Source organism: Streptomyces sp. NPDC002730 (assembly GCF_042888805.1).
GTDB lineage: Bacteria > Actinomycetota > Actinomycetes > Streptomycetales > Streptomycetaceae > Streptomyces.
In genome coordinates, this window is sequence record NZ_JBIAQG010000007.1 from 402711 (window position 1) to 417232 (window position 14522).

The following is a 14522-nucleotide window of genomic DNA, read 5'->3' on the forward strand; positions in this document are numbered from 1 at the left end:
ATGCTGTGTCCTCCCGGGGGACACCCCCGGACCGTCGGGGCGGGCGGGATCCCGTTGCGCTGACGGCGGGATGTCACCTGGATCAAGACAACAACCGTTCGATTTTTGCCCCAAAGGGGTGAGGTCGGTCCGGGGAGGTAGACTTAGACGTGTCTGGCCGGACGCATGCCCGCGTATGCCCTGAGCGAACCTGTGTGGGATGCCGGGAGCGAGCGGCCAAGAGCGATCTGCTGCGCATCGTGATGACCGGAGACGCCTGCGTCCCCGATGATCGCGGTACGCTGCCCGGCCGGGGTGCGTATGTACACCCCGCCTTGGTCTGTCTCGACCTGGCGGTCCGCCGCCGAGCGTTCCCACGGGCCTTCAGGGCCAAGGGACCGCTCGATACCGCGGATGTACGCCGGTATGTCGAGCAGGCAGCACCGTAAGAAGAAGTACGGCACGGAACCCCGTGCGGTCAGGTACCTCGCGAGTTGGAAGTAGGTCGAGATTGCGATGAGCACTCGATGAGTACGCGATGAGTACGCCCATGAAGTAGCGACGGTCCGGCGGTAACCCGGACCTAAAAGGAGCGAAGTGGCTAAGGTCCGGGTATACGAACTCGCCAAGGAGTTCGGGGTTGAGAGCAAGGTCGTCATGGCCAAGCTCCAAGAACTCGGTGAATTCGTCCGTTCGGCGTCCTCGACGATCGAGGCGCCGGTTGTACGCAAGTTGACTGACGCACTGCAGGGGCCCGGCGGCAACGCCGGCAAGTCCGCTGCGAAGCCCGGCGCGCCTCGTAAGGCCGCGCCCGCCAAGCCCGGCGCGCCCTCCCAGGCGTCGTCGGCCCGTCCCGCTGCCCCCAAGCCCGGCGCCCCGGCCCCCAAGCCGGCCGCAGCCGAGGTTCCGGCGAGCAGCACCCCCAGCACCCCCAGCACCCCGTCCGCCGCCCCGGCCTCTCCGGGTCCGCGTCCGGGTCCCAAGCCTGCACCGGCCAAGCCCGCTCCGGCGGCTCCGGTGCCCGCGGCCGAGTTCTCGGCCCCGGCTCCGGCCCAGCCCGCAGCGCCGCAGGCCCCCTCGCGTCCCGCGGGTGCCACCCCCGGGCCTCGTCCTGCCGGTGGCTCCGCCCGTCCGGCTCCGGCCGGCGGTCAGCGCGACGGCGGCCGTGACGGTGGCCGTGGTGGCGATCGTCCGGCGCGTCCCGCCGGTCAGGGCGCCCCGCGTCCCGGCGGCAACCGTCCGGCGGGTCCCCGTCCGGGCAACAACCCCTTCACCTCTGGTGGCTCCACCGGCATGGCGCGCCCGCAGGCGCCCCGTCCGGGTGGCGCTCCGCGCCCCGGCGGCGGTCAGGACCGTCCCGGTGCCCCGCGTCCGCAGGGTGGTCCCGGCGGCGCTCCCCGTCCGCAGGGTCAGGGCGGCGCCCGTCCGAGCCCGGGCGGCATGCCCCGCCCGCAGGGCGGCGCTCCGCGTCCTGGCGGTGCCCCCGGTGGTAACCGTCCGAACCCCGGCATGATGCCGCAGCGTCCTGCTGCCGGTCCCCGTCCTGGTGGCGGCCCCGGTGGCGGCGGTCGCGGTCCCGGTGGCGGCGGCGGTCGTCCCGGCGGCGCCGGTGCCGGTCGTCCCGGTGGCGGCGGCGGTTTCGCCGGTCGTCCCGGCGGCGGTGGCGGTGGCGGTCGTCCCGGTGGCGGCGGCGGTTTCGCCGGTCGTCCCGGTGGCGGTGGCCCCGGTGGCGGCGGCGGTTTCGGTGGCGGCGGTGGCCGTCCCGGCTTCGGCGGACGTCCGGGTGGTCCCGGCGGCCGTGGTGGCACGCAGGGCGCCTTCGGCCGTCCCGGCGGCCCGGCGCGTCGTGGCCGTAAGTCGAAGCGGCAGAGGCGCCAGGAGTACGAGGCCATGCAGGCCCCGTCGGTCGGCGGTGTGATGCTGCCTCGCGGCAACGGCGAAGCCATTCGCCTGTCGCGCGGTGCGTCCCTCACCGACTTCGCGGAGAAGATCAACGCCAACCCGGCGTCGCTCGTCGCCGTGATGATGAACCTCGGCGAAATGGTCACCGCGACCCAGTCCGTCTCCGACGACACGTTGGAGATGCTGGCGACGGAGATGAACTACACCGTCCAGATCGTCAGCCCGGAGGAGGAGGACCGCGAGCTTCTCGAGTCCTTCGACATCGAGTTCGGCGAGGACGAGGGCGGCGAGGAAATGCTCGTCTCCCGTCCGCCGGTCGTGACCGTCATGGGTCACGTCGACCACGGTAAGACCCGACTGCTGGACGCGATCCGCAAGACGAACGTCGTTGCGGGCGAGGCCGGCGGAATTACGCAGCACATCGGTGCGTACCAGGTCGCCACCGAGGTCAACGGTGAAGAGCGCGCCATCACCTTCATCGACACCCCGGGTCACGAGGCGTTCACCGCCATGCGTGCGCGTGGTGCGAAGTCCACCGACATCGCGATCCTCGTGGTGGCGGCGAACGACGGTGTGATGCCGCAGACGATCGAGGCGCTGAACCACGCCAAGGCGGCCGACGTGCCGATCGTGGTCGCGGTCAACAAGATCGACGTCGAGGGTGCCGACCCGACCAAGGTGCGCGGTCAGCTCACCGAGTTCGGTCTGGTGGCCGAGGAGTACGGCGGCGACACGATGTTCGTCGACATCTCCGCCAAGCAGGGCCTCAACATCGAGAGCCTGCTGGAGGCCGTGGTCCTCACCGCGGACGCCTCGCTCGACCTGCGCGCCAACGCGGAGCAGGACGCGCAGGGTATTGCGATCGAGGCCCACCTCGACCGCGGCCGCGGTGCCGTCGCGACCGTCCTGGTCCAGCGAGGCACGCTGCGCGTCGGCGACACGATGGTTGCCGGTGACGCGTACGGCCGAGTCCGCGCGATGCTCGACGACAAGGGCGAGAACGTGGAAGAGGCGGGTCCGTCGACCCCGGTCCTCGTCCTCGGTCTCACCAACGTCCCGGGCGCGGGCGACAACTTCCTGGTGGTCGACGAGGACCGTACGGCCCGTCAGATCGCCGAGAAGCGCGCCGCCCGTGAGCGCAACGCCGCGTTCGCCAAGCGCACCCGCCGGGTGTCCCTCGAGGACCTCGACAAGGTGCTCAAGGCCGGCCTGGTGCAGGACCTCAACATCATCATCAAGGGCGACGCGTCCGGTTCGGTGGAGGCTCTCGAGTCCTCGCTGCTCCAGCTCGACGTCGGCGAAGAGGTCGACATCCGCGTGCTGCACCGCGGCGTGGGTGCGGTCACCGAGTCGGACATCGACCTGGCGATGGGCTCCGACGCCATCGTCATCGGCTTCAACGTCCGCGCTGCCGGGCGTGCCCAGCAGATGGCGGAGCGCGAAGGCGTCGACGTCCGGTACTACTCGGTGATCTACCAGGCCATCGAGGAGATCGAGGCGGCCCTCAAGGGCATGCTCAAGCCGGAGTACGAAGAGGTCGAGCTCGGTACGGCGGAGATCCGCGAGATCTTCCGCTCGTCCAAGCTGGGCAACATCGCGGGTGTTCTCATCCGCTCCGGCGAGGTCAAGCGCAACACCAAGGCGCGCCTCGTCCGCGACGGCAAGGTCATCGCGGAGGACCTCAACATCCAGGGTCTGCGCCGCTTCAAGGACGACGTCACCGAGATTCGCGAAGGCTTCGAGGGCGGTATCAACCTCGGAAACTTCAACGACATCAAGATCGACGACGTCATCGCGACGTACGAGATGCGCGAGAAGCCGCGCGGCTGACGCAAGAGCTGACGCACGGCATCCGGTCCGGGGCCGGTCGGCGGAGAGTATTTCCGTCGATCGGCCCCGGCCGTTCCGTGTACGGTTCTTGTGTCCCTGCCAAGAGCGGGCAGGGCCCTCTAACCCGTACCGGCGGGACATCCGGACATACATGTATGTGGGGACACTGTCCTTCGATCTGCTCCTCGGCGACGTACGTTCGTTGAAGGAGAAACGCTCCGTGATCCGCCCGATCGTTGCCGAGCTCCAGCGGAAATACGCGGTGAGCGCGGCGGAAGTGGGCGGTCAGGATCTTCACCGCCGGGCCGAGATCGGCCTGGCCGCGGTGTCCGGGGACACGGGGCACCTCACAGATGTACTCGACCGGTGCGAGCGCCTTGTCGCCGCCCGGCCGGAGGTGGAGCTGCTGTCGGTTCGACGCAGGCTCCACAGCGACGAAGACTGATTGAGCAAGGCAAAGAAGGAGAAGGACCAGTGGCCGACAACGCGCGGGCGAAGAAGCTGGCAGACCTCATCCGGGAGGTGGTCGCCGAGAAGCTGCAGCGCGGCATCAAGGACCCGCGCCTGGGTACGCACGTGACCATCACGGACACCCGTGTCACCGGCGACCTGCGGGAGGCCACGGTCTTCTACACGGTGTACGGCGACGACGAGGACCGGGCGAGTGCGGCAGCCGGGCTGGCGAGCGCCAAGGGCGTTCTGCGCTCGGCGGTCGGAGCGGCGGCGGGGACGAAGTTCACGCCGACCCTGACGTTCGTGGCGGACGCCCTCCCGGAGAACGCCAAGACGATCGAGGACCTGCTCGACAAGGCGCGTGCCTCCGACGCCAAGGTGCGTGAGGTGTCCTCGGGCGCCAAGTACGCCGGCGATGCGGACCCGTACCGCAAGCCGGAGGACGAGGACGCAGACGGGGACGAAGCCTCCGAATGACACAGCAGAACAAGACGCCGGACGGCCTTGTCATCGTTGACAAGCCGTCCGGCTTCACTTCGCACGACGTCGTCGCCAAGATGCGCGGGATCGCCAGGACCCGCCGCGTCGGACACGCGGGGACGCTCGACCCCATGGCCACCGGTGTACTGGTGCTGGGCGTGGAAAAGGCCACCAAGCTTCTCGGCCATCTCGCACTCACCGAGAAGGAGTACCTCGGCACCATCAGGCTGGGGCAGAACACCGTCACGGACGACGCGGAGGGTGAGATCACCTCCTCGGCCGATGCGTCCGCGGTCACCCGGGAGGGCATCGACGCGGGCGTCGCCAGGCTGACCGGCGCGATCATGCAGGTTCCGTCGAAGGTCAGCGCCATCAAGATCGACGGAAAGCGGTCGTACGCCCGCGTCCGCGGCGGCGAGGATTTCGAGATCCCGGCCCGCCCGGTGACCGTTTCGTCGTTCCAGGTGTACGACGTCCGGGAGGCCGTTGCCGAGGACGGGACGCCGGTCGTGGACCTGGTCGTCTCGGTGGTCTGCTCGTCCGGTACGTACATCCGCGCCCTCGCCCGTGATCTCGGCGGCGATCTGGGCGTCGGCGGGCATCTGACGGCGCTGCGGCGCACTCGGGTCGGTCCGTACGGACTCGATGCGGCGAAGACGCTCGACCAGCTCCAGGAGGAGCTGACGGTGATGCCGATCGCCGAGGCCGCCGCGGCCGCGTTCCCGCGCTGGGACGTGGACGAGAAGCGGGCGAAGCTCCTGACCAACGGCGTACGGCTGGACATGCCGGCGTACGACACCGCGCCGGTGGCGGTCTTCGGACCCGACGGGCGCTTCCTGGTGCTGGTGGAGGAGCAGAAGGGCAAGGCCAAGAGCCTCGCCGTCTTCGGCTGAGCTCGCGCGGCCTGTGGCCGCACCGTGGAACGGGCAGGGCCGCTGCCCGTTCCACGATCCCCCTCCGAAGGTGTCTATCCACCGCGGCCCCCGGATTCACCCCATCGGGCGGGCGCTCGGAGTGAACCGCGGGTGTATTCGGGGGCGCTTTCGGTACGCGTCCTTCTCCCGCTGATCACTGCCGACCTAACGTCGACAGCATGGGACGCGGGGACCTGGCGACGCTGGTACGTATCTGCGATCCGGCGGGGCGGCCGCGCGGGACCGGGTTCGTCGCCGACGACCGGGGCACGGTCGTGACCAGTCATGAGGCGGTCGACGGGCTGGTCCGGGTCGTGCTGCACGCGCCCGGCGGGCGTACCTGCCTCGCCGAGGCCGACGCAGTCGTTCTCCTGCCCAAGGCCGGTCTGGCACTGGTACGCACCGAGGGGCTCGGGGTACGGCCGCTGCCGATCAGCACGCGGGAGCGGGTCGAGACGGGGACGTATGTACGGCTCGCGGCCCATGGCTGGCGGGAGGCGCGAGTGCTCGGTGCGGCGCAGGTGACGTACATCGCGACCGATCGCCTCCATCTGGTCGGCGACGCGATGGAGTTGGCGATCGGGACGGACGGCAGAGATGCCCTGCGGCTGGGTGGCGAAGCCGTCGGGGGGCCGGTGCTGGACGCCATGACAGGTGCGGTGCTGGGCGTCCTTGGCACCGCGCTGCAGGCGGGGCACCGGGCGGCGGGGTTCGCGCTGCCGCTGCGGGCCCCGGGCTTCCGGTCGGACGGGCCGCTCGCCGAACTGTTGCGGCGCAATGCGGCGACCGTTCCCGGGTACGGGCACGACCTCAACCTGGCCGGCGTGCTGGAGCTCACCGCGACGTCCACGGGGTCGGCCGGCGGGCCGAGCGTCTGGCCCGATCCCGTTGAACGACCCGACAGCGTAAGGGAGTTCGCGTCCTTCACCGGGCTGGTCATGGGCCTGGTCGGCGATCCCGGGACAGGCCGTACGACCGAACTCTCCGCGCTCGCCGCCCGCCGCTCCCGCGGTACGGAACCGGCGCCCACCGTGTGGCTGCGCGGCGCCGATCTGCACGCCGACGACACCTCCGTCGCCGACGCGGTCGCCCGCGCCATCCGGCAGGCAGGACGCATCCTCGCCGCGTCGGGAGCGCGCGGGGACATGGAGCTCGTCACCCCGGACCGGGTGGCGCGGCTGGCCCGCGAGGCCGGGCGGCCACTGCTCGTCCTGCTGGACGGGCCCGAGGAGATGCCGCCCGTACTGGCCCATCGGCTGCCCGACTGGACAGCGGGGACGGTGAGTTGGCTGAGCTCCTCCGGTGTGCGGTTGGTCGTCGGCTGCCGTCCCGAGCACTGGGAGCAGGCCTGCGCGCTCTATCCGCCGGAGGCGCTGCACCGGCCGGCCGTACCCGCGCACCGGCTGCCGCCCGCGCTGCGGATCGGCGACCTGTCCGCGGGTGAGGCGGAGCGCGCGCGTGAGCGGTACGGGCTCCCGGCCGGAGCGATCGCCGCCGCGGACGAGCGGCACCCGCTCGCGCTGCGGCTGCTCGCGGAGGTGCGGGAGGCGCTGCCCGGCGAGGTACCGGGGCGGTCCGATGACGCACCGGGGCGGCTCGGTGACGTACCGGGGCGGCTCGGCCGCGAGGACGTCTTCACCGCCCATCTGGACCTGATGTGCCTGCGGATCGCGGTCCGTGTCGCCGCGGCGTCCCGCCCGCCGCTGCGCGGTACCGCGGTCCGCCGACTGGCGGCGAGGGTGACGGGCCAGGTCCATGAGGCGGCGCGGCGCTGCCTCGGCCCCGGACAGGGGGAGCTGGACCGCGAGTCCTTCGAGGAGATCTTTCCGTGGCGTACGGGCTGGGCCTCCGCGGTCCTCGCCGAGGGCCTGTTGGTCCCGGCGGGCGAGGGCTACCGCTTCGGGCACGAGGAACTCGCGGACTGGCTCCAGGGTGCGCACCTGGACCTCGACGCGGCGCTCCACTCGCTGGTCCACCGCTGGCACGCGCGGGCGCCGGTGAGCCTGCCGTGGCGACCGGGGACGAACGGCCCAGGCGCCCACGTCCCCCCGCCCCCGGGCTCGCACGAGCGCTGCCTCCGCGCCCTCCCGGTCCCCCGCCACCGCATCGGCCCGGTGGTCCAGGCCCTGCTGCTTCTGGGCAGGGAGGGCGGCCCGCCGGAACTGGCACGCAGGCTGGAGGAGTTGATCGACGCACTGGACCACCTGGAGCCGACGCGGGGAGAGTGCGTCGGGGTGGTGCCGGCCGACGAGGTGCCGGGCCCCGGGCACGCCTGCGGCTGCCCACGGTCGCCTGCGGCCGAGGCGGGTGGTGCCCGGCCAGGCGGGGGCGTAACGGGCGGTCTTGGGGGAGCGTGCTCCGTGCGCGAGGCGTGCGAGGCGTGCGGGGCTGCTGCCGGCGGTTGGGCTGAGCCCGGTGGTGCCCTGGCAGGTGGGCACGCCCCCGGCTGCCCGTGGGCGCCGGTCTCCGGAGCCGGAGCGGGCAGTGGTGCGACCGGCGGTCCGGCCGTGCCGGGGACTCGGGCTGAGCCCTGTGATGCTCCGGTGGGCGGGGCCGCACCCGGCCCCGGTGGTGCCCCGGCAGGCGGTCCCGAACCCGGCTGCCCGTGGGCAGCGGGTTCCGCGGCCGAAGCAGGCGCGCAGAAGCTCGACGACGCTCAGTGGTGGGGTGCCCATCTCCTTGGGGAGGTCCTGTTGCGGGTGCCCGACGCCGGGACGTATCTCCCCACTCTGCGGCTGCTCGCCGAGCGGATCACCCAGCGTTCCGTACGCGAAGGCGGTCCCCAACACCTCGGTTCACTTGGCGAGTTCGGGCCCTGGTTCTGGGAGCGGTTGAGGGTGACCGAGGAGGAGCGGATCGATTTGTTGCGGCGGCTGGTGCCCGCCGACGGAGTGCCCGGGGGCCGGACCGGGCGCCGTTACCTCGATGCCGTCGCCGCGCGGCTCACCGCGGACCCCGTCGTCGTACAGCCGCTGCTGTGCCGCTGGTTCACCGACGGGACACCGCTGCCCTCGGGCCCGAACGCCGGCATACGGCCCACTGTCGCCGTCGCCGCGCAGGCGCTGCTGTATGCCTGCCGGGGCCTCGCACCCGACGACCTCGCCGAGGCCCTCGTCGCCACCGCCCACCCGCGCGCCGACGAGCTCCTCGCCGTGCTCGTGGAAGAGGAGCCGTCCGTCCTGTGCCGGACCCTCGACCGCTGGGCCCACGACCCGCGGCCCGAGCGCCGCGCCGCGGCCGCCGCATACGGACTGGCCACCGCTCCTCGTCCTTGATCCGGGAAACCGCGCCAGGTATCTCGACAAGGCGCTCGCGGCATTCCGCGGCGGCGACCCGGGCTGCCCGCGAGCGCACTCGTGGCCGCGCCGCGCTCACCACTCACCCCGAACCCGTCCTCGCCGCCTTCCAGGCCAGGCTGCCACCACCCGGGCGAGGGCGTCCCCGATGTGCTGCATGCCCTCGCGGAGGTCAGCATTCCGGCTCTCGCCCGCCGTGCCGCCGCGCTGGTCGGTGAGTACATCGACCACCGGCCCGACGGCGCGGCACAGGCCGCCGCGTACGTCGACCGACGCCTCAATCAGGGCCCGGCCGCCCGCGCCGTACTGTTCCCGCTGGTCACCGGCCTGCTGCGCGGAGCGCTCGCGCCCGCACTCGTCGCGTCCGGCAGCCCCGCCTCGCGGTTGCTGCGGGCCGAGCTCCCTCGACGTACTGCTGGAGGAGTACGAGCGTGCACACCCGCGAGCTTGTGTACCGGACCGGCCTGCTCCTCGTCCGTACCCCCGAGGGCGCGACCTGCTACGACCGGCCGCTGGTGAGAGCCGGCCCGCGAGGTCCCCGACAGTCGAGAGGCTCGGCAGTCCGGTGCCGATGCGAACCGACAGCGACGGGCATGGCAGTCTTAGACCTGCGTAATCGGCAATCACGTACACAGGTTCGGGCGAGGAGCGGTCACAGTGCAGCGCTGGCGTGGCTTGGAGGACATCCCCCAGGACTGGGGACGCAGCGTCGTCACCATCGGCTCCTACGACGGCGTGCACCGTGGGCACCAGCTGATCATCGGGCGGGCAGTGGAGCGGGCGCGCGAGCTCGGCGTGCAGTCGGTCGTCGTCACCTTCGACCCGCACCCGAGCGAGGTCGTACGGCCCGGCAGCCACCCGCCGCTGCTCGCACCGCACCACCGGCGGGCCGAGCTGATGGCGGAGCTCGGCGTCGACGCGGTGCTGATCCTCCCCTTCACCACCGAGTTCTCGAAGCTGTCGCCGGCCGACTTCATCGTGAAGGTGCTGGTCGACAAGCTCCACGCGTGCACGGTCATCGAGGGGCCGAACTTCCGCTTCGGCCACAAGGCGGCCGGGAATGTCGCGTACCTGGCCGAGCTCGGCGCGACGTACGACTACGAGGTCGAGGTCGTCGACCTGTTTGTGAGCGGCGAGGCCGGCGGCGGCGAGCCGTTCTCCTCGACCCTTACGCGCCGCCTCGTCGCGGAAGGCGACGTCGAGGGCACCGCCGAGATCCTCGGCCGCCCGCACCGCGTCGAGGGCGTGGTGGTGCGCGGCGCGCAGCGCGGCCGCGAGCTGGGCTACCCGACGGCGAATGTGGAGACGCTGCCGCATACGGCGATCCCGGCGGACGGGGTGTACGCGGGGTGGCTGACGGCGGACGGCGAGCGGATGCCGGCGGCGATCTCGGTGGGCACGAACCCGCAGTTCGACGGCACGGAGCGAACGGTGGAGGCGTACGCCATCGACCGCGTGGGTCTTGATCTGTACGGGCTGCATGTGGCGGTGGACTTCCTGGCGTATGTGCGGGGCCAGGAGAAGTTCGACTCGATCGAGGCGCTGCTCGAGGCGATCGCCGATGACGTGAAGCGCTGCCGCGAGATCATCGGCGTCGCCTGAGGACTCCTGTCCGGTGACCCGGGGCCCTTACCCCGGACCACCGGACAGTTTCCAGTCCCGCCCTGCCCAGTGACAGGCCACCTGGGCGCCCGCGGCACTCGCCAGTACCGGAAGGTCCTTCGTACGGCAGCTGTCCGCGACCCCTGCCCGCTCCGCCTCGCCCGACGCCAGCACCTGGCAGCGCGCGTGGAAACGGCAGCCGGGCGGGATCCGGGACGGGTCCGGCGGCTCGCCCGTCAGCACCACAGGCGCACCGTCCGATTCCGGCAGTACCGACAGCAGGGCCTGTGTGTACGGGTGTTGAGGGTTCGTCAGTACGTCCTCGACCGAGCCCGACTCCACGATCCGGCCCAGGTACATCACCGCGACCCGGTCCGCGATGTTCCACGCGAGGCCCAGGTCATGGGTCACCACCAGTGCGGACAGACCCAGGTCGTCCCGCAGGCGCAGCAGCAGCGCCAGGATCTCGCCGCGTACGGACGCGTCCAGTGAGGCCACCGGCTCGTCGGCGACGATCAGCTCGGGCTGCAGAACCAGCGCGCCGGCGATGACGACGCGCTGGCGCTGGCCACCGGAGAGCTCGTGCGGGTACCGCAGGAAGAAGCGCTCGGGAGGCCGCAGCCCGGCCCGGGAGAGCGCCTCGGCGACGGCCTCGCGCTCGTCCCCGGCGTACCCGTGGATCCGCAGGCCCTCGGCCACCGCGTCGTACACGGTGTGCCGTGGGTTGAGGGAGCCGCTCGGATCCTGGAGCACCAGCTGGACGCGCTTGCGGTAGGTCTTGAGCGCGCGTGAGCCGTAGTCGAGCGGCTTGCCGCCGAAGGTGACCCGCCCCGACGTGGGTGGCACCAGGCCGAGCAGCGAGCGTGCCAGCGTCGTCTTGCCGCAGCCGGACTCGCCGACCAGCGCGACGATCTCGCCCGCGCCGATGTCCAGGTCGACGCCGTCGACGGCACGGGCAGAAGGACCGCCGCGCCGCCCGGGAAACGTGACGTTCAGACCGGCGGCCGAGAGCAGGGGAGTGGTGATCACGACTGGCTCCTGACGGCGCTGGGGGTCGGGCGAGTACGGCAGCTCGGGCGAGTTCGGCAGGTCTGGTGACTTCGGCAGCTCGGGCGATGTCACAGCCGCTCCTCCGCTCCCGCCGCGGCGCCCACGCGCACGCACGCCGCCCGATGCCCGTCCCCCGTCGTGGCCAGCACCTGGTCCTCCTCCGCGCACGCGTCCAGCGCGACCGGGCAGCGCGGGTGGAACGCACAGCCGCCCGGCAGCGCCGACGGGTCCGGCGGATCGCCGGGCAGGCCGCGCGGCGCCCGGCGCGACGCGGGATCGCCGATGCGTGGGAAGGCCGCGGACAGGGCCTGTCCGTACGGATGCTCCGCCGCGCCGTACACCCTCTGCGCCGGGCCCTCCTCCACGACCCGGCCCGCGTACATCACCGCCAGCCGGTCGCAGGTGTCGGCGAGCACCGCCAGATCGTGGCTGATCATCAGCAGGCTGATGTCCTGCTCGGCGACCAGCTGCTCGATCAGCCGCAGGATCTGCGCCTGGATCATCACATCCAGCGCCGTGGTCGGCTCGTCCGCCACGATGAGCTGGGGGTCGCAGGCGAGAGACATCGCGATCATGACGCGCTGGCGCTGGCCGCCGGACAGCTCGTGCGGATAGGCGTCAGCGCGGGCGGCGGGCAGGCCCACCTGGTGGAGGAGTTCGGCGACACGCTTCTTCGCCGCTGCCGGGGTCGCCCTCCGGTGCAGCAGGATCGGCTCGGCGATCTGGTCGCCGATCCGGTGCACCGCGTTGAGCGAGTGCATAGCGCCCTGGAAGACGATCGACGCGCCCGCCCACCGCACGGCCCGAAGCCGCCCCCACTTCATGGTGAGGACGTCTTCCCCGTCGAGCAGGATCTCGCCGGTCAGCCCGGCGGATGCGGGCAGCAGCCGGAGCAGGGCCAGGGCGAGCGTCGACTTGCCGCAGCCCGACTCGCCCGCGATGCCCAGCTTCCGGCCGGCCTCCAGGCTGAGGTCGACGCCGCGTACGGCGGGCACCGCCCGCGCCCCGGAGCCGTACGTCACATGCAGGTTCCTGACCTCGAGCAGGCTCAACGAGCCACCCCCAGCTTCGGGTTGAGCACAGACTCGATCGCGCGCCCGCACAGCGTGAAGGCGAGCGCCACCAGCGCGATGGCGATACCGGGCGGCGCCAGATACCACCAGTGGCCCGACGAGACCGCGCCCGCCTCCCGCGCGTCCTGGAGCATGCCGCCCCAGGAGACGATCGTCGGATCACCGAGGCCGAGGAACGCGAGCGTCGCCTCGGTCAGGATCGCGCTCGAGATACCGAGCGTCGTCTGGGCGAGGACCAGCGGCATCACATTGGGCAGCACATGACGGCTCATGATGTGGCCGTGTCCGCCGCCGAGCGCCCTCGCGCGTTCGATGTACGGGCGGGACTCGACCGCGATGGTCTGTGCGCGCACCAGCCGTGCCGTCGTCGGCCAGCTGGTCACGCCGATCGCGATGACGACCGTCCACACGCTCCGGGACATCACGGTCGCCAGCACGATCGCCAGCACCAGCGTCGGCATCACCAGGAACCAGTCCGTGATCCGCATCAGGACGGTCGAGAACCAGCCGCCGTAGTGACCGGCGATGATGCCGACGAGGGTGCCGATGGCCACCGACAGGGTGGCCGCCAGCAGTCCCACGGTGAGCGAGATCCTCGCTCCCCACACCAGCAGCCCGAGCAGTGAACGCCCGAACTGGTCGGTGCCCAGGGGGAATTCACCGCTCGGCCGCTCCAGCGCCGTCCCCGGTGCGTTCGTCACGCTCTGCACATCGGCGCCGACGAGCAGCGGAGCGGCCAGCGCCACCACCGCGATGAGTGCCAGCGCGCCGAGGCCGAAGAGTCCCGTCCGGTGGGTGCGGTACGAGCGCCAGAAACGCGCCACCGAGTCGCGGCGGCGCGCCCAGGAGAGCGAGGACGCGGTCTGTGTGGTCTTGGTGACCGGGGTCGTCGTCATCGGCCCACCCGGGGATCGAGCAGTGGATAGAGCAGGTCGGCGAACAGGTTCATCAGGATCATCGCGCCGGCGAAGACCACGAAGAGGCCCTGGACAAGCGGCAGATCGGGCACGCTCAGCGCCTGGTAGAAGAGCCCGCCCAGGCCCGGCCAGGAGAAGACCGTCTCGACGAGGATCGAACCGGCCGCCACATGGCCGAGGTTGATGAAGACCATGGTGACGGTGGGCAGCAGCGCGTTCGGGACGGCATGCCGGCGGCGTACGACATCGTCCCGCAGCCCCTTCGCCCGGGCCGTCGTCAGATAGTCGCTGCCCATCTCGTCCAGCAGCGAGGACCGTGTCACCAACAGCGTCTGGGCGTATCCGACAGCGACCAGGGTGGTGACCGGCAGCACCATGTGGTGCGCGACATCGGTGACGTACGCGAAGCCGGTCCTGTCACCGGACTCCATGCCGCCGGTCGGGAACATTCCGGGGACCGGACCGACGCCCACCGAGAAGGTGATGATCAGCAGCAGGCCGAGCCAGAAGGCCGGCACGGACCACAAGGTGAGCGCCACACCGGTGTTGAGCTTGTCGCCGAGGCTGCCGTGGCGCCACGCGGAGCGGGTGCCGAGCCAGAGCCCGAGCGCCGAGTAGATCATCACGGCGGCACCGGTGAGCAGGAGCGTCGCCGGCACCTTCTGTGTGATCAGCTCGCCGACGGGCGCGTGGAACTGGTACGACGTACCGAGATCGCCCGTCAGCGCCTTGGCGCAGTAGTCGGTGAACTGCTGCCACATCGGCTGGTCGAGACCGAACTGGCGGCGCAGGGTCGCCAGTTGCTCGGCGGACGTCGGCATGCCATGGGTCATGGCCTTCACCGGGTCGCCCGGGATGATCCGGAAGAGGAAGAAGCTGGTGACGAGCACCGCGAGCAGCGAGATCGCCGCGCCACCCAGCTTGCCCGCCACATAGAGGAGATAGGCGCGTACGTTGCCGCTCGCGGCGCGGGCCTCGGGGACCCGCGCCACAGCGGTGGTGCTTGTCGTGCTCGTAGTGCTCATC

The 14522-nt window shown here is 71.6% G+C and carries 12 protein-coding genes; 8 read left to right on the forward strand and 4 right to left on the reverse strand.

The genetic code is table 11. The features are described from left to right. The first annotated feature begins 149 nt into the window (after positions 1–149). The 8 genes from ACFYXH_RS20550 (at position 150) to ACFYXH_RS20585 (ending at position 10456) form a co-directional block, all read left to right on the forward strand. Positions 150–428 carry a YlxR family protein gene (locus ACFYXH_RS20550; RefSeq protein WP_327326403.1) on the forward strand — a complete coding sequence of 93 codons (279 nt, stop codon included), beginning with the start codon at positions 150–152 and terminating at the stop codon, positions 426–428. Positions 429–576: 148 nt separating this feature from the next. Continuing rightward, a complete protein-coding gene (gene infB, locus ACFYXH_RS20555; RefSeq protein WP_389564661.1) occupies positions 577–3711 on the forward strand; it encodes a translation initiation factor IF-2 in 3135 nt (1044 codons plus the stop codon). Positions 3712–3862: 151 nt separating this feature from the next. Beyond that, positions 3863–4156 carry a DUF503 domain-containing protein gene (locus tag ACFYXH_RS20560; RefSeq protein ID WP_327326405.1) on the forward strand — a complete coding sequence of 98 codons (294 nt, stop codon included), beginning with the start codon at positions 3863–3865 and terminating at the stop codon, positions 4154–4156. A 29-nt stretch (positions 4157–4185) separates the two neighbouring features. Continuing rightward, positions 4186–4641, forward strand: a complete 456-nt coding sequence (gene rbfA / locus ACFYXH_RS20565; RefSeq protein WP_327326406.1) for a 30S ribosome-binding factor RbfA — start codon at positions 4186–4188, stop codon at positions 4639–4641. Then, on the forward strand, positions 4638–5537 hold the full coding sequence (truB, locus tag ACFYXH_RS20570) for a tRNA pseudouridine(55) synthase TruB (RefSeq protein ID WP_389564665.1): 900 nt from the start codon (positions 4638–4640) through the stop codon (positions 5535–5537). Before rbfA ends, truB begins: the two co-directional genes overlap by 4 nt. Positions 5538–5737: 200 nt before the next feature. Further along, a complete protein-coding gene (locus ACFYXH_RS20575) occupies positions 5738–8833 on the forward strand; it encodes a trypsin-like peptidase domain-containing protein (RefSeq protein ID WP_389564668.1) in 3096 nt (1031 codons plus the stop codon). Positions 8834–9004: 171 nt separating this feature from the next. Beyond that, positions 9005–9373, forward strand: coding sequence for a hypothetical protein (locus ACFYXH_RS20580; RefSeq protein WP_389564671.1), 369 nt, complete (start codon positions 9005–9007; stop codon positions 9371–9373). A gap of 138 nt (positions 9374–9511) precedes the next feature. Further along, on the forward strand, positions 9512–10456 hold the full coding sequence (locus tag ACFYXH_RS20585; protein WP_389564674.1) for a bifunctional riboflavin kinase/FAD synthetase: 945 nt from the start codon (positions 9512–9514) through the stop codon (positions 10454–10456). Positions 10457–10483: 27 nt separating this feature from the next. Here ACFYXH_RS20585 and ACFYXH_RS20590 read toward each other — a convergent pair whose 3' ends face one another. The 4 genes from ACFYXH_RS20590 to ACFYXH_RS20605 form a co-directional block, all read right to left on the reverse strand. Beyond that, positions 10484–11485 (reverse strand): ABC transporter ATP-binding protein, encoded by a 1002-nt coding sequence (locus ACFYXH_RS20590; protein WP_389564792.1) that lies wholly within the window; start codon positions 11483–11485, stop codon positions 10484–10486. Between the two features lie 89 nt (positions 11486–11574). After that, entirely contained in the window at positions 11575–12609 is a 1035-nt protein-coding gene (locus tag ACFYXH_RS20595; protein WP_389564677.1) for an ABC transporter ATP-binding protein, read from the reverse strand. After that, on the reverse strand, positions 12555–13475 hold the full coding sequence (locus tag ACFYXH_RS20600; protein ID WP_389564680.1) for an ABC transporter permease: 921 nt from the start codon (positions 13473–13475) through the stop codon (positions 12555–12557). The genes ACFYXH_RS20595 and ACFYXH_RS20600 overlap by 55 nt, the downstream gene beginning before the upstream one ends. Continuing rightward, positions 13472–14521: an ABC transporter permease gene (locus ACFYXH_RS20605; protein WP_362687426.1), complete on the reverse strand. Its 1050-nt coding sequence runs from the start codon at positions 14519–14521 to the stop codon at positions 13472–13474. Before ACFYXH_RS20605 ends, ACFYXH_RS20600 begins: the two co-directional genes overlap by 4 nt. Position 14522: the final 1 nt, after the last annotated feature.